The organism is Alkalibacterium pelagium (assembly GCF_900109325.1).
GTDB lineage: Bacteria > Bacillota > Bacilli > Lactobacillales > Carnobacteriaceae_A > Alkalibacterium > Alkalibacterium pelagium.
The window spans coordinates 109,270-130,708 of record NZ_FNZU01000002.1 but is presented as its reverse complement, the minus strand read 5'-3'; the positions used below and the strand labels follow the sequence as shown (position 1 = coordinate 130,708).

20 protein-coding genes and 1 riboswitch are annotated in these 21,439 nt (G+C 41.8%); all 20 genes read left to right on the top strand.

The features are described from left to right. Positions 1-58 precede the first annotated feature (58 nt). Positions 59-1,816: a pyruvate kinase gene (gene pyk / locus BMX79_RS02335; protein ID WP_091478782.1), complete on the top strand. Its 1,758-nt coding sequence runs from the start codon at positions 59-61 to the stop codon at positions 1,814-1,816. A 152-nt stretch (positions 1,817-1,968) separates the two neighbouring features. Continuing rightward, positions 1,969-2,835 (top strand): S1-like domain-containing RNA-binding protein, encoded by an 867-nt coding sequence (locus BMX79_RS02330; RefSeq protein WP_091478780.1) that lies wholly within the window; start codon positions 1,969-1,971, stop codon positions 2,833-2,835. 102 nt (positions 2,836-2,937) lie between these two features. Then, the gene (gene fur, locus BMX79_RS02325; RefSeq protein ID WP_091478779.1) at positions 2,938-3,417 is read left to right on the top strand and encodes a ferric iron uptake transcriptional regulator; all 480 of its coding nucleotides are present in this window, start codon (positions 2,938-2,940) and stop codon (positions 3,415-3,417) included. After that, positions 3,410-4,306, top strand: a complete 897-nt coding sequence (xerD, locus tag BMX79_RS02320) for a site-specific tyrosine recombinase XerD (RefSeq protein WP_371862048.1) — start codon at positions 3,410-3,412, stop codon at positions 4,304-4,306. The genes fur and xerD overlap by 8 nt, the downstream gene beginning before the upstream one ends. 116 nt (positions 4,307-4,422) lie before the next feature. Then, positions 4,423-5,592 (top strand): phosphopentomutase, encoded by a 1,170-nt coding sequence (gene deoB / locus BMX79_RS02315; protein WP_091478777.1) that lies wholly within the window; start codon positions 4,423-4,425, stop codon positions 5,590-5,592. Between the two features lie 36 nt (positions 5,593-5,628). Beyond that, positions 5,629-6,450 carry a purine-nucleoside phosphorylase gene (locus BMX79_RS02310; RefSeq protein WP_091478775.1) on the top strand — a complete coding sequence of 274 codons (822 nt, stop codon included), beginning with the start codon at positions 5,629-5,631 and terminating at the stop codon, positions 6,448-6,450. A gap of 254 nt (positions 6,451-6,704) precedes the next feature. Then, positions 6,705-8,042 (top strand): diaminopimelate decarboxylase, encoded by a 1,338-nt coding sequence (gene lysA / locus BMX79_RS02305; RefSeq protein ID WP_218025341.1) that lies wholly within the window; start codon positions 6,705-6,707, stop codon positions 8,040-8,042. A gap of 11 nt (positions 8,043-8,053) precedes the next feature. After that, complete coding sequence (locus BMX79_RS02300) at positions 8,054-8,422, top strand: GNAT family N-acetyltransferase (RefSeq protein WP_091478774.1); 369 nt, start codon at positions 8,054-8,056, stop codon at positions 8,420-8,422. Positions 8,423-8,436: 14 nt separating this feature from the next. Then, positions 8,437-9,183, top strand: a complete 747-nt coding sequence (locus BMX79_RS02295; protein ID WP_091478772.1) for a segregation/condensation protein A — start codon at positions 8,437-8,439, stop codon at positions 9,181-9,183. A 16-nt stretch (positions 9,184-9,199) separates the two neighbouring features. Beyond that, positions 9,200-9,754: an SMC-Scp complex subunit ScpB gene (gene scpB / locus BMX79_RS02290; RefSeq protein ID WP_091478770.1), complete on the top strand. Its 555-nt coding sequence runs from the start codon at positions 9,200-9,202 to the stop codon at positions 9,752-9,754. Between the two features lie 36 nt (positions 9,755-9,790). Beyond that, complete coding sequence (locus BMX79_RS02285) at positions 9,791-10,513, top strand: pseudouridine synthase (protein WP_091478769.1); 723 nt, start codon at positions 9,791-9,793, stop codon at positions 10,511-10,513. Between the two features lie 122 nt (positions 10,514-10,635). Beyond that, entirely contained in the window at positions 10,636-11,385 is a 750-nt protein-coding gene (locus tag BMX79_RS02280) for a response regulator transcription factor (protein WP_256212638.1), read from the top strand. A gap of 5 nt (positions 11,386-11,390) precedes the next feature. Then, complete coding sequence (locus tag BMX79_RS02275; protein WP_091478767.1) at positions 11,391-13,199, top strand: HAMP domain-containing sensor histidine kinase; 1,809 nt, start codon at positions 11,391-11,393, stop codon at positions 13,197-13,199. A 96-nt stretch (positions 13,200-13,295) separates the two neighbouring features. Further along, a riboswitch (FMN riboswitch) is annotated at positions 13,296-13,414 on the top strand. A 168-nt stretch (positions 13,415-13,582) separates the two neighbouring features. After that, complete coding sequence (locus BMX79_RS02270) at positions 13,583-14,191, top strand: ECF transporter S component (protein ID WP_091478765.1); 609 nt, start codon at positions 13,583-13,585, stop codon at positions 14,189-14,191. A 229-nt stretch (positions 14,192-14,420) separates the two neighbouring features. After that, on the top strand, positions 14,421-15,470 hold the full coding sequence (locus BMX79_RS02265; RefSeq protein ID WP_143059407.1) for a helix-turn-helix domain-containing protein: 1,050 nt from the start codon (positions 14,421-14,423) through the stop codon (positions 15,468-15,470). Beyond that, positions 15,467-16,912: a RecQ family ATP-dependent DNA helicase gene (locus BMX79_RS02260; protein ID WP_091478762.1), complete on the top strand. Its 1,446-nt coding sequence runs from the start codon at positions 15,467-15,469 to the stop codon at positions 16,910-16,912. The genes BMX79_RS02265 and BMX79_RS02260 overlap by 4 nt, the downstream gene beginning before the upstream one ends. A 61-nt stretch (positions 16,913-16,973) precedes the next feature. Then, a complete protein-coding gene (locus BMX79_RS02255) occupies positions 16,974-17,636 on the top strand; it encodes an SAG1386/EF1546 family surface-associated protein (RefSeq protein WP_091478761.1) in 663 nt (220 codons plus the stop codon). 33 nt (positions 17,637-17,669) lie between these two features. Next, positions 17,670-18,347 carry a (d)CMP kinase gene (cmk, locus tag BMX79_RS02250; protein ID WP_091478759.1) on the top strand — a complete coding sequence of 226 codons (678 nt, stop codon included), beginning with the start codon at positions 17,670-17,672 and terminating at the stop codon, positions 18,345-18,347. A 97-nt stretch (positions 18,348-18,444) separates the two neighbouring features. Continuing rightward, a complete protein-coding gene (rpsA, locus tag BMX79_RS02245) occupies positions 18,445-19,842 on the top strand; it encodes a 30S ribosomal protein S1 (RefSeq protein ID WP_091478758.1) in 1,398 nt (465 codons plus the stop codon). Between the two features lie 111 nt (positions 19,843-19,953). After that, the gene (der, locus tag BMX79_RS02240; protein WP_091478756.1) at positions 19,954-21,267 is read left to right on the top strand and encodes a ribosome biogenesis GTPase Der; all 1,314 of its coding nucleotides are present in this window, start codon (positions 19,954-19,956) and stop codon (positions 21,265-21,267) included. Positions 21,268-21,439 lie beyond the last annotated feature (172 nt).

Genomic DNA, 21,439 nt, shown 5'->3' with positions numbered 1-21,439 from the left:
TTAAGTCATCATTTATATAAATGCAACACCAAATACTATTTTTTAGGAGAGTCAGATAATGAAGAAGACGAAAATTGTTTGTACCATTGGACCGGCAAGTGAATCACTTGATACATTAGTTAAACTGATCGAAGCAGGAATGAACGTTGCAAGACTTAACTTCTCACACGGCGATCACGAAGAGCACCTGAACCGTATCAAGAATATCCGAAAAGCATCTGAACAGACTGGTAAAATGGTCGGTATCATGCTGGATACTAAAGGTCCTGAAATCAGAACGAACAACATGAAAGACGGAAAAGTGACCATTACTAAAGGGGACACAGTTCGTGTATCTATGAATGAAGTAGAAGGAACAAACGAACGTTTTTCAGTCACTTATGCTGATTTGATCAATGACGTGACTCCTGGATCGAACATTCTTCTTGACGATGGTCTTATCAATCTACTAGTAACGGATATCGATCGTGAAAACGAAGATATCGTAACTACTGCTCAGAACACAGGCGATCTTAAAAACAAAAAAGGTGTAAACGTCCCTGGCGTTTCTGTAAATCTGCCTGGTCTGACTGACAAAGACCGTTCTGACATCATGTTTGGACTTGATAACAACATTGACTATATCGCGGCTTCATTTGTCAGACGTCCTTCTGATGTACTTGAAATTACTGAAATCCTGGAAAAAGAAGATAAAATGCATGTTCAGATCATTCCTAAGATCGAAAACCAGGAAGGTGTAGACAACCTTGAAGAAATCCTTAAGATTTCTGACGGCCTGATGGTTGCTCGTGGTGACCTTGGAGTTGAAATCCCGACTGAGGACGTGCCAATTGTTCAAAAACGAATGATTCGTCTATGTAATGATGCTGGTAAACCAGTTATTACAGCTACTCAGATGCTGGATTCAATGCAGGCAAATCCTCGTCCAACTAGAGCTGAAGCTTCAGACGTAGCGAATGCTATATTTGACGGGTCCGATGCAATCATGCTTTCTGGTGAAACTGCAGCAGGAGATTACCCTGTAGAATCTGTACAGACAATGTACAACATCGCCATGCGTACTGAAACTGCTTTAGTTAACCAGGATGCATTTGCACTTAAAGCATACGACCAGAATGATATGACTGAAGCAATCGGTCAGGCTGTCGGTCACACTGCTAAAAACTTGAACATCTCAACAATCGTTGCAGCGACTGAATCAGGACATACTGCACGTATGATTTCTAAGTTCAGACCTAAAGCTGATATTCTTGCAGTTACATTTAGTGAAGAAACTGCTCGAGGACTAGCTCTGCAGTGGGGAGTACAGCCTACTGTATCAGAAAAACCAACATCAACTGACGACATGTTCAACTTGGCTACTCAAACGACTGTAGAGAAAGGGTACGCTAAAGAGGGCGACCTGATTATTATCACTGCAGGTGTACCAGTAGGTGAGCGTGGAACAACTAACGTTATGAAGATTCAGCTTATTGGATCAAAACTTACAAGCGGTCAAGGTGTCGGATCTGAATCAGTCATCGGAAAAGCAATCGTTGCCGGTTCTGCTGAAGAAGCTATGGAAAAAGCAATTGAAGGCGGCGTACTAGTTGTCAAAAACACAGACAAAGATTACCTGCCGGCTATTGAAAAATCTGCAGCTATCGTTGTGGAACAAGGCGGACTGACTTCTCATGCCGCTGTTATCGGTATCGCAATGGGTATACCTGTGATCGTTTCAGCAGAAAATGCTACGGAACTTATTGAACAGGATGAGCTGATCACTGTAGACGCAAGACGTGGAATCATCTACCGTGGAGCGACAACTGCTATCTAATGATATAACCAAAAGATGATCTGAACACCAAAAAAAAGATGAGATAATGATTGATAGGAATCGGACATACTCTGTTTGCTGAGTCAGCTGTCCTTAATGATTCTTCCTGGTCATTGTCTCTTCTTTTTTAAACTGAAATAAAGGAGATAATCATGAATAAAAATTTGGCTAACGAAGTGACTGCTATAGTCACAGATAAGCACAATGATCAGCTTTTTGTACAAAAAGACGGAATCACATATAAAGTGTTGTCCGATGACAGTGCTGATATCGGAGATGTACTGAAAGGGTTTGTCTATTCAGACAAAAATGATCAGCTGGTTTTTACCACTCATATCCCAACTATCCGACCAGGTGTATACGGATGGGGAGAGGTCGTTAAAGTTAACCGTAAACTCGGTGTGTTTGTAAATATCGGGTGGGAAGAAAAGGATGTGGTCGTTTCAATGGATGACCTGCCTGCTGAAGGAAGACTGTGGCCTAAAGAAGGAAACAAGCTTTATCTGACCGTCACTACAGACTCTAAAGACCGAATCTGGGGGAAGCCAGCAGATGAAGAGGCATTCTTTGAAGACTACGTAGAGGGTTCGAAAGACATGCACAATAACAATGTGAGCGGCATTGTCTTTCACTTGAAGAAGAGCGGAACGTATGCGATCACTGAAGAGAAGTATATTCTGTTTGTACATCCAAGTGAACGGGAGCAGGAACCGAAGCTGGGTGAAACTATTTCAGGAAGAGTTATTGGACTGAGAGAAGATGGGGTACTATACGCCTCCCTAAAACCAAGAGCACATGAAGTCATGGAAGAAGATGCACTGATGCTCCTGGAAGTGCTTAAGCGTTCAGAAGATCACTCCATTCCTTTCCACAATAAAACAGATCCGGAAGTGATTAAGCAGCAGTTCGGCATCAGCAAAGGACAGTTCAAACGTGCCGTCGGTAGACTGATGAAAAAAGGTCTCGTCAATCAGGATGATAATGGAACTAATCTAATTAGATTACCTGAAGAGGACTAGAATAGTAGTTGAGACTTAGTTCTGATTATTTTATACTTATTCTAATGAATAAGACGAATAATCGGAATACTTTGTAATCATTATCAACTAAGGGAGTTCATCATGAAAAAACTAGACTCTTCATTTAAATTAATTAAAGAAAAACTCCATAAAGCTGGATTCAAACTGACTCCACAAAGAGAACTGACAGTAGAAGTTCTGCTTGAAAAAGAAAAGGATCATTTGAGTGCTGAGGAAATTTATCTGCTAGTCAAAGCCAAGAATACCGGTATCGGTCTAGCTACTGTTTACCGAACGCTTGAAATATTGACAGAGCTTCAGATTATCAATAAGCTGACTTTTCAGGACGGGATTGCACGTTACGACCTGAACATGGGAAGTGACAAGCATCAGCACCATCATCTGCTCTGCCTTAAATGCGGAAGCATTGAAGAGGTGAAGCAGGATATGCTATTTGAAATCGAAAAGGAAATTGAAAGAGATTATCACTTTATCGTTAAAGACCATCGATTGACTTTTCACGGAATCTGCAGAAACTGTGCGGAGCAGTACACGGAACAAGAGGGCGATAATAATGGATAGCCGACCGATGGAGGACTATCTCATCTACCTCAAGGTGGAAAAAGGGCTGGCTCCTAATACTGTAGAGAGCTATCAGAGAGATATCAGACACTATGTTGACTATTTGAGTGAACAGGGAATAAAGAGCTGGGAGGAGATCGATCGTTACGTTCTCCTCTCTTTCTTTAGTGAAGAAAGACAATCTGACAAATCCGATAATACCATCATCAGACAATTTTCCAGTCTCAGAAAATTTCATCAGTTTTTAAAACAGGAAGGGGTCACACCAGAAGATCCTATGCTGTACGTGAAAACACCGAAAAAAGCAGAAACCCTGCCTAAAATTATTTCTATGAATGAAATAGACCGTTTGCTGGAGACGCCAGACACTGCGAAACCCTTAGGCATAAGAGATCGTGCAATGCTGGAGGTACTTTATGCAACGGGGTTGAGGATTACTGAACTGATTGAACTGACGACTGAAGATATACATCTGTCAATGAAACTGATTCAAATCGTCGGTAAAGGGAATAAAGAAAGGCTGATACCCATCGGTGAAATGGGATGCAAGTGGCTGGATTATTATATGGAAAGCGCGCGTCCATTTTTATTAAAGAAGGCAAAAAAAGAAACTTCCGTTATCTTCCTCAATTCCAGAGGAGCGCCCTTGTCAAGACAAGGCGTATGGAAAAAAATAAGACAGCTGAAACAGGAAGCGGGGATCAGGGCATCGATCACTCCTCATACGTTAAGGCATTCCTTCGCCACTCATCTTCTTGAAAACGGCGCAGATTTAAGAGTAGTACAGGAGCTTCTGGGGCATGCCAATGTATCAACAACACAGATTTATACGCATATAACCAAACACCGCTTAAAAGACATTTATGGTAAATATCATCCGAGAGCCTGAATAAGATGAGTAAATACTAAAAAATCTATCATATAAATGCTCTGGAAATCGTGTGTTCTTGCTTTTTCAGTCGACCTGATTTATTCTGAAAGAAAGACAATCTAGGAGGACAAAGTATGTCATTTAAACGAATACATTTAGTGGTACTGGATTCTGTTGGTATCGGTGAAGCACCTGATGCAAAAGAGTTCAATGATGAAGGCGCTCACACGTTAGGCCACATAGCTGAAGAAGCTGGTCTTGACCTGCCGAATATGCAGGCAATGGGACTGGGGAACATCGCACCGCTTAAAGGGATCGATCCAGTAGATGATACATCTGCATACTATACTAAATTAGAAGAGGTGTCAGTCGGCAAAGATACAATGACTGGTCACTGGGAAATCATGGGTCTCCATATTGATAAACCTTTCCGTGTATTTCCTGACGGTTTCCCGGATGAGCTGATCGAAGAGATCGAAAAGCATACCGGTCGGAAAATCGTCGGCAATAAACCGGCATCCGGGACTGAGATAATAGATGAATACGGTAAGCATCAGATGGACACGGGTGATCTGATTGTTTATACTTCTGCAGACCCTGTTCTTCAGATCGCGGCACATGAAGAGATCATTCCTCTTGAAGAGCTGTATGACATTTGTGAATATGTCAGAGAACTTACTAAGGGTGAACCTTATATGATCGGACGAATCATTGCTCGTCCATATATCGGAGAACCAGGCGACTTCACACGCACCAGCAACCGTCATGACTACGCACTGGATCCGTTTGGAGAAACTGTGCTGGACAGACTGAAAGCAGCTGGAAAAGACGTAGTGGCTGTAGGTAAAATCAACGATATATTCAATGGACAAGGCATTACTGATTCCGTTCGTACAGCTTCCAATATGGATGGCGTGGATAAACTGCTGGATGTCATGAAAAAAGAATTTACTGGATTAAGTTTCACTAATCTTGTCGATTTCGATGCCTTATATGGCCACAGACGCAATGTGAAAGGGTATAAAGAAGCTCTCGAAGCTTTTGATGCCCGATTACCAGAACTGATCAAGTCACTAGACGACGATGATCTGCTTATCATTACAGCTGATCACGGGAACGATCCGACCCATCATGGGACCGATCATACTCGCGAGTATGTCCCACTGCTTGTTTTAAGTCCTAAACTTAAAGCCCCTCAGGCTCTTCCTAAAGGATACTTTGCTGACATCAGTGCAACGGTTGCTGAAAACTTTGGTGTTGAAGGAACTGGATTCGGAAAAAGCTTTTTGGATAAATTAAACTAAACTGGTTAAATAGATCGCGTTGAAGGAGACTTACTAATGAACGAAACATATATTAAAGCAATTGAACAAGCTGCAGAATTTCTGAAAGGAAAGGGAATGGACCATCCTGAAATCGGGCTGATTTTAGGATCTGGCCTTGGCGAACTTGCTGACGAAGCAGAAGATGCCGTAGAAGTCCCTTATGAAGATATTCCAGGCTTTCCGGTATCGACTGTCGAAGGACATGCCGGTAAACTTGTTTATGGAACTCTGGGAGATCGCAAAGTCATTGCTATGCAGGGACGTTTTCACTTTTACGAAGGGTATACCTTTAACGAGGTCACTTTCCCTGTCAGAGTGATGAAAGCATTGGGTGTCAGTTCCTTAATGGTGACAAACGCTGCAGGGGGAGTCAATGAATCATTTACACCTGGTGATCTGATGATTATTACTGATCACATTAATATGACTGGTGACAATCCCCTTCTCGGACCAAATGACGCAACGTTCGGTCCACGCTTCACCGATATGAGCCAGGCTTACGATAGAGGCTATCAGGAAACGATTGAAAAAGTGGCTAAGGAAAACGATATATCGATTCAGAAAGGTGTCTATCTTGGTCTGACAGGGCCAACATATGAAACACCGGCTGAAGTCAGAATGGTCCGTATTCTTGGTGGAGATGCAGTGGGTATGTCGACTGTTCCAGAAGTTATCGTTGCAAGACATGCTGGATTAAAAGTTGCCGGTATCTCATGTATTACAAACTATGCAGCGGGTATGCAGGAATCATTGAATCACGACGAGGTTGTAGAAGTGACAACGCGTGTTAAAGATTCATTTAAGACTTTGGTCAAACGTGTGATTACTGAACTGTAAACAGATCTGAATTTATTAAGAAGAAGAGGGAAGGAGTTCTTAGAAATAACTAAGGACTCCTTTCTTCATATTTTAATAAATGAGTCGCCAGTCCTGTATTATACCTTACGGCCTTTGCTATAAAGGTATCATTCTGTACTTTTTTTAATGTAGGTTTGATTTTTCGGTCATATGTAGGTATGATATTCTTGGATGTTTTTTTGAACAGAAAACTGAGCGACTAGGCTTCAGACTAAATAGAAATGTGGGATAGAATGACTAATATTTCAAATGAAAGCAGACTGATGGAACATATGGCAGTTACTCCTGAGAACCACCTTGAAATCAGTGGTGTTGATTCAGTGGAACTGGCAGAAACATATGGGACACCTCTGTATGTTTATGACATCAGCCTGGTTAAAAAGAAAATCAAAGCTTTTAAAGATGCATTCAGAGCATATGAAAACAAAACTCAAGTGGCTTATGCCAGTAAAGCATTCTCATCCCTTGCATTGTATGAGATGCTGGCAGAAGAAGACGTGTCACTGGATGTGGTCTCTGGAGGAGAACTGTTTCTGGCAATCAAAGCAGATTTTCCTGCAGAAAGAATCCACTTCCATGGCAATAACAAGTCATGGCAGGAGCTTGACGAGGCCATTGATCACAATATCGGCTGCATTGTTGTAGATAATTTTGTAGAGCTATCTATGCTTAAAGAACTGACTCAAAGCAAGAAAAAGCAGATGGACGTGCTCATCCGGGTCACACCAGGAGTTGCTGCTCACACGCATGAATACATCACCACCGGGCAGGAAGACTCTAAATTCGGATTTGATTTGTCTTCGAATCAGGCTGAGCAGGCAATCAGAGAGCTTCAGGATGCACCTTATCTGACTGTCATCGGTCTGCATGCTCATATCGGCTCACAGATATTTGAAGTAGATGGGTATCAGGCAGTTATCGCAAAACTGATGACCAAGGCAAAAGAATGGGAAAATAAATACGGCTTTTCGCTTTCGGTATTAAATGCTGGAGGTGGATTCGGTATCCGTTACACTCAGGAGGATGCACCGCTGCCACTTTCCACTTATGCTGATGCAATCATGGCAGCTGTCAGAGACCAGTCACACAAGCTGGAAATGGACCTGCCGGAAATCTGGATCGAACCGGGAAGAAGTATTGTCGGAGAAGCCGGGACATCTTTATACACGATTGGTACTGAGAAATCGATTCCTGGAGTTAGGAAGTATATCTCTGTAGACGGAGGAATGGCTGATAATATTCGACCTGCTTTATACCAGGCAAAGTATACTGGCGTTCTGGCCAATAAAGTGAATGGCGAAAAAACAGAAGAAGTATCTGTTGCAGGCAAAGCCTGTGAGAGTGGTGATATGCTGATCTGGGATCTTACCCTTACAGAACCCGCTCAAGATGATATACTGGCTGTATTCAGCACAGGAGCATACGGCTATTCAATGGCCAGCAACTACAACCGGTTACCGAGACCAGCAGTCGTCTTCGTGGAAGAAGGCAGACACGCGCTGGCAGTTAAACGTGAAACGTATACTGATTTTCTTAACCTGGAAGTCAGCAGACAACAGTTTGAGGGATAGGAGGGCGAAACATGCTCATTAAATATAAATCAGACTACCAGAAAATAACGATGGGACTGCTTTCCTATGTACCTGATCTGAAAGATACTGCTCGACTGACAAACGAAATGCAGTGGTACGAGCAGGAAGAAAACAGACAGCTTTATTTGTGGAAAAGTCAGGAAACAGGTGATCTTGCTGGTGTGATCGGAATTGAAGATGAAGAGGAAATCATTCTTCTCAGACATATTGCGATCAATCCATCTTACAGAGAAGAAGGCATGGCTTTCCGAATGCTGACAGCTCTGTCGAAGACATGCTCACCTAAAAAGATTGTCGGCACATTGGAAACTGCTCCTTTAGTGACCAAGTGGAAAAAAGAAGCAGATAAAGATGAGTAAAGCAGGGAAGACAAATGAGTGAACAATGGAAAGTGAATCTGGATGTCTTTGAAGGCCCTCTGGATTTACTGCTGCACCTTATTAATAAGTATGAAATCGATATTTATGATATTCCCATAAAAGATATTACGGACCAGTATTTAAATTATCTCCACGCAATGCAGATGCTTCAACTTGACATTGCAGGAGATTATTTAGTGATGGCTGCCACACTGATGTCGATGAAGAGTCAGCTTCTTCTTCCTCGTACTGAAGAATGGGAAGAAGAGGGCGAACTGTTCGATGTTGAAGAAGACTCTATTGAAAAACTGCAAGAGCGCCTTCTTGAATATCGCAGAATTAAGTACGCCTCGTCAAAACTGGTTGAACGACGGGATGACAGGGAACAGTATTATTCAAAAGATCATTCAGACCTTACTCATTATCAGCAGTCTATTCCTTTAAGTCCCAATGAATTGTCACTGGGAGATCTTGTAGGGGCATTTGGCGACATGATCAGAAAAAAACAGTGGATGGAGCCAGGGCCTGCAACTATTGATCTTGAGGAAATAACGATTAGTGATAAGATAGAATGGCTTGAGAATAAATTCGCGAAGAACAGACAGAAGATATCATTCAGACAGCTGTTTACTATGCCGACAAAGAAAGAATTTGTTGTCACTTTCTTAGCTGTTCTGCAAATGATAAAAGAAAACAGGCTGTTTATTGAACAGAAAGAATGTTTTGGAGAAATATATCTTAGTGCAGCCCTGAGTCAATGAAAGGAAGCGACTGGCGATGAATGAAATAGGGGCTTTAGAGGCGTTGCTGTTTGTAGCAGGTGAGGAAGGGATCACACTGAATGAACTGGCTCAGCTCACTAAATCGACGACAGATCATACGACGGTCTGTCTGACTAAACTGAAACAAAAATACGATCAAGATGAGACAAGTGGATTGACCCTTCTCGAAACGGCAGACAGCTTCAAGCTTGCTACAAAAAAAGTCTATTCACCAGCTATACAACTGTATGCTCAGTCACCATTAAGCAAGAAATTAAGTAAGGCATCTGTTGAAACATTAGCTGTAATTGCTTATAAGCAACCGATCACACGAATGGAAATTGAGGAAATCAGAGGAGTTCAGCTGTCGTCCAGTCTGCAGAAACTGAAGCTTCGTGAGCTCATCAAGGAAATAGGGCGACTTGATGCGCCCGGAAAACCTGTGCTGTATGGTACGACCGACTATTTTCTCGACTATTTCGGTCTGAATGATTTAACAGAATTACCCGAGCTTGAACTGGAACAAGAACTGACCAATCAGAGTTTATTTGAAGAGTCAGCTGATTTTTAATTGTGGTCTGAAACAGGAGATGGAGGAGAAACGTTTATGGAACGTTTACAAAAAGTTATGGCACATGCAGGTGTTGCTTCTAGAAGAGCATCAGAAAAGCTGATAAAAGAAGGAAGAGTCAAGGTAAATGGCTCAGTTGTTAAAGAAATGGGTATCAATGTAAAAAAGACTGACCTGATCGAAGTAGACAGCATACCTATTGTTCAGGAACAGAAGTACTATTTTCTTCTGAACAAACCTAGAGGTGTAATCTCAAGTGCAGATGATCCTAAAGGCAGAAAGACAGTTGTCGATCTACTGTCGGGGGTCGAACAACGGATCTATCCTGTCGGCCGTCTGGATTATGATACGACAGGCGTGATCATTCTAACTAATGATGGCGAACTGACTAATCAGCTGACACACCCCAAGTATGGCGTAGAAAAAACATACATTGCTAAAGTCACTGGACTGATCGACAAAAAAGCTGTCAGCCGTCTGGAAAAAGGTGTCGTCATAGATGGGTATAAAACACGACCGGCAAAGGCTAGAATCATGGATGTCGATGCAAAGAAGAATACTAGCTTAGTTGAGCTTGTCATACACGAAGGAAAGAATCATCAGGTTAAAAAGATGCTTAAATCTGTAGGTTTTCCTGTCGAAAAACTAAATCGTGACAAATATGGGTTCCTGACTGCTGAAGGTCTACAGTCGGGTGAGTGGAGAGAACTGAAACAGTTTGAGGTCAATAAACTGAAACAGCTTGTAGAAGAGGCCTGATTCAGCTGATCACAGGCGAAATGATTGGAAGTATCATAGTTCTTCATTTATAATGATAGACAAGAGATCAACAGCGATCGATAAGTATTTGAACCCACTATTATTTAGAGGAGTGTCTTAAAGTGACCGAAGAGACTAGCCAAGGGAATGCAAAAAAATTATTAGTTGTAGATGATGAAGATAGAATTAGACGTTTATTGAAAATGTATCTGGAAAAGGCTGACTATGATATCGACGAAGCTGAAAATGGCAGGATTGCTCTGGACCTTGCATTGGAAAATGAATATGATCTGATTCTTCTCGACGTTATGATGCCTGAAATGGACGGGATTCAGGTAGCTGAAGAAATTCGAAAAGAAAAAGAGACACCAATCATGATGCTGACTGCAAAGGGTGAGGAGCTTAACCGCATACAAGGATTTGAAGTAGGAGCAGATGATTATATTGTCAAACCTTTCAGTCCAAGAGAAATTGTATTGCGTGTAGCAGCCATCATCAAGCGGACCAGATCAAGTGCAGGTGGAACAGATGCAGCTGGGGATGTTTCAGATACCCTCAAACTGCCACATCTTGAAATCGACAATGATTCAAGACGTGTAACTGCAGATGGGAAATCTGTCAATCTTACACCGAAAGAATACGACCTTCTCCACTATCTCATGTCTGCTCCGGATCAGATTTTTGGAAGAGAGCAGCTGCTGAGAGAAGTGTGGAAGTATGAATTCTTTGGTGACTTGAGAACAGTTGACACGCATGTTAAGCGTTTGAGAGAAAAGCTAAAAAAAGAATCGGATGTTGCTGCAAAAATGATCGAGACAGTCTGGGGATTAGGTTACAAGTTAAATTCTTATCCTCATGAAGAAGAGGAGTAGGATTAATGAAAATCAATGTGGTCGCAATTAGAATCTGGCTCATCACCTTTGGGATCACTCTATTTTCTTTCATTGCTACTACAGTTTTTTATGGTGTATTTTACTCCCAGCAGATCAAAGAGAACTTTATGAATGATTTTGAGGAAATTATTATAAATGTGGAACGCTTAGCTCTTGCGGATCCACATTTTTTAATAGAGAATATTGAGTCAATAAATAATCTTCATTCGAGTATACATTTTGCTCTAGCTACAGACGACTTTGATTCCGTTACAGATGAGGAATGGTTCTATTCTTTTCCAGCTGACGTACTCGATATCATGGAAAACAAACCGGATGTTATTCAGAATCTTCACCCTCAGGATGATCATATTCATATCCGGTCAGATCAGGATAATGAAGAGAGATATAATATTCCTTTCGTATTTCATATCCAGCCTACTTCTACAGAAGAAGAGGATCTCATACTGTTCTCCTATGCAGATTTGTCCTTTCTGATATCCATTGAAAGGCAGATGACTTGGGTCATTACTGGTCTGACTGTCCTTCACCTGCTCATTGCAGCTTATTATTACATGTACCTCAAGAAAAATGTTTCAGAACCGATCAATGCGATGACGAATATCGCTTTTGACTTTGCGAGAGACGATTTTAGTCATCAGCTGCCTATTTCGGGTCGAGATGACCTCTCTGAGCTAGCCATGGCGATGAATAAAATGGGACATTCTCTTGAAACGAACAGGACAGTAGTCAAACAGGAAAAAGAGCTGCTTGCTCACATCATGGATAATATCGAAACCGGTATTCTATATTATGATTCTGAACTGACACTCCTGCTGTCGAATCCGGTAGGCGACTTGTTCCTCACTCAATATCAGATAGAAAAAGCAGCATTCTCAAATGATGAAGAGTTTGTTGACTTAGGTGATCAGCTTCGAGAAGTAATCGCACAGAAGAAAATCAGAGAATTCTCGATTGAAATGGAGGAATCTTATCACGACGTGACGATTCTCCCACTGGTGGATGATTTTACTGAGGATTTAAGAGGGATACTTATTTCAACTAATGACCAGACGAAAGAACATCGTCTGGACAAGATGAGAGTGGACTTCATCAATAACATCTCTCATGAATTGAGAACACCTCTAGTTATGGTTCAAGGCTACAGTGAGGCCATACTTGATGATGTGGCTGAAAGCACTGAAGAGAAAAAAGAGATGGCGACAATCATTCGTGACGAATCGCAGCGAATGAACCGTATGGTAAACGAAATGCTGGATTTGTCACGTATGGAAGCAGGATATATTGAACTTCAGAAAACGGAAGTAGATCTTAACAGCTATCTGAGAACTCTTCTGTTCCGTTTTGACAAAATGGCGAACGAATCCGAAGTCTCACTTCAGCTTGATATGCCTAAAGAAGATGTTCACCTGGTAATGGATAAGGATAAAATGGATCAGGTATTTGTCAATCTTATCAATAATGCCATCAGACACACGAGTATGACTGATAAATCCGAAAAAGTCGTTACGCTACAGCTGTACAATGAACAGGACTTGAACGAAGTAGTGATGGTAGTGAAAGATACCGGGACTGGAATACCGGAAGAGGACGTCCCGTATATCTTCGACCGATTCTTCAAAGCAGATAAATCGCGTAACAATTATTCGTTCAATGCGAACGGTACGGGCATCGGGTTGTCACTTGTTCAGAATATAGTAGAAGCACACGAAGGGTACATCGAAGTTGAATCAACATTAGGTAAAGGAGCTTCTTTCCTCATTCACCTTCCAATTGAAACGGGAGAAGGGTAAAATACCCGCTCAATTCTATGACTGTGTAATATTGAGCAAGAGAGCTTGACTTAACCGATGATACTCAGTATAATAATATCAGAATTAAATATATCGATTCATCTTCAGGGGCAGGGTGTAAATCCCGACCGGTGGTAAAGTCCACGAGCGATCAGTGATTGCTGAACTGGTGTAATTCCAGTACCGACAGTATAGTCTGGATAAAGAAGATGGAGCTTTCTGACTGAAAATAAATTCTGTCTTTTTGCTCTGTTAGTGACCTGAAGTGGGGAACTGGCAGAGTTTTTGTTTTCCTTGCTTCAAGTATGTAACAAGCTGAGACCAGAACCTTCTCATCATAAAGTTCACCCTAAGCAGGATGAATCCTTTCAGGAGGATTTATTATGACAAACAACAAAACAAAACGACTGGTAGGCATAGCCATGCTTGCTTCACTTGCATGGGTCATCTCCATGTTTTCATTTCCTATACTGCCCGGATCACCTTTCTTAAAAATAGATTTCAGTGATCTTGCAGTTCTCTTCGGAATGTATGTCTACGGACCGCTGGCAGGAGTAGCTATTGCATTCATCCGCTCTCTGCTTTCGTACGCTCAAAAAGGTGGAGAAATGGGATTCCCAATTGGTGATACAGCAGCGTTCATTGCGACGTTATCTTACACATTGCCACTTTACCTGATTATCGCTAAAAAAGGGACAGCATTGAAATTTAAACTGCTCGCAACAGGGACGGCCAGTTTATCTCTTACTGTAGCGATGGCTTTAGCAAACTGGTTGTTTATAGCTCCCGCTTATATGGCAGTAATGGGATTCAGCGTCGGGCCGATGAGAACTTATCTTTTACTGGCTATTGTGCCTTTCAACCTGATTAAAGGGCCTATAGTAGCCATTATATTCTTTATTGCCTTTTCTAAACTTAAACCATGGCTTGATAAGACTAGAAAGAAAATCAATCGCAAGAAGCAGACCCGGGTTACTGTGTCTCAACCGTAAGAACAGACTTGATAAAAAAACCTACCGAAGTCTGCAGAAATTTGTATAGATCATAACAGGATCACACCTGTTTTGCCTCTGTTCAAGTCTCTGCAGGCTTTTTATATGTCTCCTTCACAGGTTATATTTGATTTGAAAAAAGCTTCAGTCCCAATAAAGAACTTAAACTATTCACCTGTATAGTGTATTGTATAGGTGTAGAAATAAATTAAAACACAGTGGGTGACGTATGACACAAATGTTTGAGCTGAACTATATCAATTCCTTGTTTTCACAGGAAACGGCCGTAACGATCAGACAGATGGAACTGATCGCAGAAGGAAAGCGGACACCTTCCACTTTGTTTACTGCGGAAAAGAATCAGCTCCAGACTCTCTTTCTTTCATCATTGTCACTGACTACCTCAGAATGGAATGACAGGCTGAAGAAACTGACCGATTTAGGCTGGCTCACAGAAAATGAGGGACGATATCAGACCACTATGCAAGGCCAGCAAGCTAAGAAAACATTTATATCAGACTATCCTGTGATGGATTGCAGTCTGGATATGTCCGCTGCCCTGACACGTAAAGAATTCTGGCACTGGTTCATGTTTGTCACACAGATTCTATCTGAGTTCAGTTATGGTAACAAGGAATACATGCCTTACATCAGTGACAGGATCAGTCAGAATAGAATAAAGCAATGGTTAGCTGAACAAGGCTTTCCACATAAATCATTATCTCTGACGTGGGCAAGGGAGATTAGGGCATTCCTAGAGACATTGCCAGATGCGCACTGTACGTTCATAGTAGATCAGCTGATTGGGCATGGCTATGAAGGGATGACCAAAAGACAGACAGCTGAGAAGTACAAGATGACGCCTTTAGAAGTGCTGATTACTACGGAGAATCTCATGGTCAGACTATCCCAGTCGTTTGAGAAATCAGTCCTGTTAAAATCTTTGTGGGACAGTACACACAAAAATTGTCATTATGGCCTCAGTGATAGTGCCTATAGAAGTATGACTTTATTAGCAAAGGGAAACTCGATTCATAAAACGGCTTCCGTACGTAAGTTAAAAGAGAATACTGTTAAAGAACATGTTCTTGAAGCGGTACTGATCAGTAAGTATGACGGGTATAAATCATTTATCCCAGAGCACATCTACAATCAACTGCGGGAACTTTTCCTGAACGAGCCCTCTCTAACTTATGCTCAGGCACAACAGGATATCCATCAGCTTGAATTTTTCTGGTATCGGTTAGTTGAAATTGAAAGGATACGTGGAAATATATGACAAATGACAGGAGCATTCAGGCAAAAAAACTATTGAACGACAGATTCGGATTTGAAAATTTTCGTGCTGGACAGGAAGAAGCAATAAGTAGTGTTCTTGAAGAGCGACATGCGCTTGTGATGCTACCGACAGGCACAGGTAAAACGCTCTGTTACCAGCTCCCGTCATATCTGCTTGGAGGATCGACTGTCATCATATCTCCACTGCTTTCACTTATGGAAGATCAGGTAGAAAAAATGAAAAGCAGCGGCGAAAAGTCGGTTGTCGCACTGAACAGTTTTCTCTCCTATTCGGAAAAGCAGACGATACTTCGGAATTTATCAGCATATAAATTTATTTTCGTGTCTCCTGAAATGCTTCAGCAGCAAGGGATGATCGACCAGCTTAAAAAAATCGACTTGTCTCTTCTTGTAATTGATGAAGCCCATTGTATTTCTCAGTGGGGGATGGACTTCAGAGCAGACTATCTTAAATTGGGAAAAGTCAGACATGAACTGAATAACCCACTTACACTGGCACTGACTGCTACAGCAGTTGAGCAGGTGAGAAAAGATATTCTATCAGTACTTAACATCAGTTCAGAAGTTGACCAGATTATTTATCCAGTGGACCGGCCGTCGATTCAATTGAGAGTGGCGGAGTCTGTCGGAGACAAGAAGGATCAGCTGCTTCAAGCAGTCAGTGAGTTCAAAGGGCCGGGAATCGTATACTTTTCCAGTAAGAAACTCGCAGATGAAATGGCTGAACTGTTACGATCACAGCTGGGCATTCCCTGTGAAAGTTATCATAGTGATCTGGATAAAGAAGACAAACGTAAGATACAGTCTCAGTTTTTATCAGATACATTGCCCGTCATCTGTGCTACAAGTGCTTTCGGGATGGGGATCGATAAGCCGGATATCAGATTCATTATCCATTACCATCTTCCCGGCAGTCCGGAAATGTACCTGCAGGAAATTGGCAGGTGTTCCAGAGACAGAAAAGGAGGGGTCGCTCTGCTTCTATATGAAAATGGGGATGAGGCGATTCAGATGAGATTGCAGGAAAATACTCTTCCCGACAGGGATGAGCTGGTTTATGCTTATAGACACGCGGATAAACTTGAAAGCCTGAAAGATGATACCAAGATAAATATAAGTCGGCACTTTATTGAACAGAGCATTCCTTTCGAACAGGCTGCTGAAATAGTTGAGCGTTATCAGACACATAAATCAGTCCAGCTCAGCACCATGGTCGATTATGCTAGACGCAAGGGGTGTAAGCGTGACGTCCTTCTAGATTATTTTGCTGAAAAGCCTGAAGTCAGACGCAATGGCTGCTGCAGTGGATGTAGCCGGACACTCTCACTTCCATATGATCCAGTAGAATGGCCCAATTTTTTACAAAATAGTGAAGATCTGTGGCAGGACAAGCTAAAATTCTTATTTAATTTGCAAAGCTAGACTCAAAGAATAAGGATTCTATGATATAATGAGACACGATTAGTGTGAGAGGAGTATAAGAATGAGCAAAAAAGATCGTGAATCGATGGAAGAACTCTGGTCCAAACGTTTTGATGAAGAAGTGGATTACACTGATGATGAACCCATGTCCAGAAAAGCGAAGCGAGAAAGAGAACAGAGTATTTCTCCAATTTTAACAGTAACCGTAATTTTTTTGGCATTATTGATTATTTTACCTATATCTGCGTATGCATGGTTTTCAAATAGAGAAGATATGTCCGAGGATCCTTCATCCCCCTCAGTTGAACAGTCATTAGCTGTCAATGATGAAGAAGAAGCGGATGAAGAAGAGCCGGAAGAGGAAGAACCGGAAGCTGAAGAGCTTGAAGATCCAGCTGAGGAAGAGGATGAACCAGAGCAAGAAGTTGAACCTGAAGTGGAGCCTGAACCGGAAGAAGAACCGGAAAGTGTGCAGACACCCCCGGCAACTGAACAGCCAGCAGCGCCTCAACCTCAACCCGAACCCGAGCCGGAACCCGAGCCGGAACCTGAAACCGAACCAGAACAAGAATCTTCTGGTCAGGGAGAATACTATACGGTTAAGGCAGGAGATAATATGTACCGGATCGCTCTGAATCACGGGATGAGTACTGAAGAACTGATGCAGCTCAACGGGTTGACGGTAGAAACAGTTTACGTAGGCCAGGAACTCCGAGTTAAATAAATGATAATAATTAATATTGGATGTGTAAAGTGAATGGAAACTCATAATGTGACAATTGCTATTGATGGACCGGCTTCTTCTGGAAAAAGTACGGTGGCCAGACGCATTGCAGACGATCTTGGACTGATTTATGTCGATACAGGTGCAATGTACAGAGCACTGACTTTTGAAGCTTTAAGAAAGAATGTTAACATAAAAGATGAGAATGCACTGTTAAAGCTCCTTGAAAATACAGAAATCAGTTTAAAAAAGAGAAACATGGCCCAGTCTGTATATCTGAATGACGAAGATGTCACTGAAGATATCCGTCAGAACAATGTGACCAATACCGTTTCAATCGTAGCGGCTCACCCGCTGGTAAGAGAAGAAATGGTGACCCGTCAGAAGAAACTAGCTGAAAATAATGGAGTGGTCATGGACGGAAGAGATATTGGTACAGTTGTTCTTCCAGATTCGGATGTTAAAATTTTTCTGGTCGCCAGCGTAATGGAACGGGCCGAACGTCGTCACAAGGAAAACAGAAGCAAAGGGATCTATTCTGACCTTGAACAGTTGAAGAAAGATATAGCTGAACGCGACTATAAGGACTCAACCCGAGACACATCACCGCTTAAGCAGGCAGAGGATGCGGTGCGAATCGATACGACCAAATTGTCTATTGAAGAAGTAGTTGAAAAAATCAAGTCATTAATTAGCACTAAGTTAAACTAAACGGTGATTTTTAACTGAAAATGTTTTACTGGAATTTAAAAAGCATATTCGGTACAATTAATAGTGTAGGAATTATTGGTATTGGAGGCATACAAAGATGACAGAAAAAGAAAACAGAAATGAAGAAGAAGTGACAAACGAAGAAGCGGTGGAAACAGCGAATGAACAAGTTGAAGTAAATTCGCCTGCTGAGACATCTCCTGAAGATGTGATTGCAGAAAACGAAGAGGCTCAAGTTCAGCCTGCTGTTGAAACAGATGACACAAATTCCGAGTCAATGTCAGACGTTATGAAAGACGTTGTCGACATTACACCGGGTGATTTAGTCAAAGGCGAAGTTCTAGCCATCGATAATGAGAAACAAGTTATTGTCGGTCTTGGTGGAGGACAGGAAGGACACATCCCTCCTAGAGAGCTTGCTTCTGAACGCTTTGATCATCCATCAGATATCGTCTCTGTCGGAGATGTTATCGATGTAGTCGTACTAAGAGATATCAAAGATAAAGAACAAGGAAGTTTTATTCTATCCAAGAAGCGTGTCGACCAGCGTAAAGTCTGGGAAGAGCTTCAGGAAAAATATAATAATGATGAAACAGTTGAAGCACCTGTATCTAAAGTTGTTAAGGGTGGATTGACAGTTGATCTGGGCGTTAGAGGATTTGTACCTGCGTCTCAGATGGATACATCATTTGTCAGCGATTTAAGTCAGTTTGAAGGACAAACCTACACATTCAAGATTCTTGAAATCGATCCGAATGAGCGCCAGCTGATTTTATCTCGTAAAGTTCTGCTTGAAAAAGAACAGGCTGCTGAAAAAGAGAAAGCACTAGAAAACCTTGAAGAAGGATCTGTAGTTTCTGGTGAAGTCGTTCGTCTGACCAACTTTGGCGCATTCGTCAATGTCGGTGGGGCAGATGGCCTGGTTCACATCTCGGAAATTGCTCATGAACGTATCGATCACCCTAAAGACAAACTGTCTATCGGTGATCAAGTCGATGTTAAAGTCCTTAAAGTGGATAAAGAACAGGGACGTATCTCCCTATCTATCAAGGAAACACTAGCTGGACCTTGGGATAATGTTGAAGAAGAGCTTGCACCTGGAACAGTTGTAACAGGTAAAGTCAAGCGTGTAACTGACTTCGGTGCCTTTGTTGAAGTGAAACCTGGTGTTGAAGGATTAGTTCATATTTCCGAAATGGCTCATAAACATGTGGAAACGCCTCATGAAATCGTAGCTAAAGACGAAGAAATTGAAGTGAAAGTTCTGAGTGTCAATCCTCAAGAAGAACGTGTTTCTCTAAGTATTAAAGCTTTAACGGAAAACACTGAAAGTGCTCCTGCTAAAGAGACACCTAAGCAATCTTCACAGAACGATAGACCTTCAGTTAAACAGCCTTCACTTCGTGATGAAGATGATGAAGGTGCATTTACTCTAGGTGACCAGATCGGCGATCAGTTATCAGGTTTTATGGATAACGACAGCGACGAAGACTAGTCAGCTAAACAAATCGGTATATCATTACCGCACCCAACTAAAGCAGGTATAGTGCCTGCTTTAGTTGGGTGTGGCTATTTAAAGCAAAGAGTTATGAAAGAAGGTGTTTGAATGACTAAACCAACAGTAGCGATCGTTGGAAGACCAAATGTGGGGAAATCCACTATTTTTAATCGAATAGTTGGCGAACGTATCTCTATAGTAGAAGATTCATCTGGAGTCACAAGAGACAGAATCTATGCTGATGCCGAGTGGCTTGGTAGAGAATTCTCTCTAATAGATACCGGTGGAATCACTATGGAAGATGAACCGCTGAATATTCAGATTAGAAATCAGGCTCAAATCGCTATCGAAGAAGCTGACGTGATCATCATGCTGACCAGTGTCAGAGAAGGTGTCACTAATGCAGACGAACAAGTTGCGCCTATATTATTCAAGTCCGGAAAGCCGATTATACTGGCTGTCAATAAAGCAGACAATCCGGAATTACGTACAGAAATCTATGAGTTCTACTCACTAGGCCTAGGCACACCGTATCCTATTTCAGGGTCTCATGGACTCGGACTTGGAGATGTTCTGGATGCAGTGATCAAGGAATTCCCTGAAGACATCGAAGAAGAATACGATGAATCAACAATCAAGTTCAGTCTGATTGGAAGACCCAACGTAGGGAAATCAAGCCTGGTCAATGCCATTATTGGAGAGGAAAGAGTTATTGTCTCTGATATAGCAGGAACGACAAGAGAAGCGGTCGATACGCGTTTTGAAACGAAAGATGGCCGTGACTTTGTCATGATTGATACTGCAGGCATGCGTAAAAAAGGGAAAGTATACGAAGATACAGAGAAATACAGTGTTCTGAGAGCGATGAGAGCAATTGAACGTTCTGATGTGGTCTTGTGTGTCATCAATGCTGAAGAAGGCATCAGAGAGCAGGATAAGCGTGTGTTCGGCTATGCTCATGAAGCGGGTAAAGGAATCATCCTGGTCGTTAATAAATGGGACACGATCGAAAAAGAAACGAATACGATGAAGGAATTTGAACTGGATGTCAGAGATGAGTTTCAGTACTTAGCTTATGCTCCGATTGTTTTCGTTTCCGCTATGACTAAAAAGCGTCTCCACCTGCTGCCAGATAAAATTGAAGAAGTGTTTATGAACCGAAATCTTCGCATTCAGTCTTCAATCTTGAACGATGTCGTGATGGATGCCGTCGCAACAAATCCGACTCCTACCGATAAAGGTCGTCGTCTGAAGATCTATTATACGACTCAAGTTGCTGTTTCACCTCCGACATTCGTTATATTTGTGAACGATCCGGAGCTTTTGCACTTTTCATATGCAAGGTATCTGGAAAACAAATTCCGTGATACATTCAGATTTGAAGGAACACCCATTCGGATTATACCGAGACGACGAAAGTAGTTTCTTGCAAAATAATCGAGTTATCCTAAGTGAAGATTGCAAGAGAATTTGACAAAACCATTGCAGTATCAACGATTCTATGGTATCTTTTTAAATGAAATGTCAAGAATAGACTATTTCACCCATTACATTCAAAACAAAGGAATGTTGCAAGATCGCAAGTCGACTTATT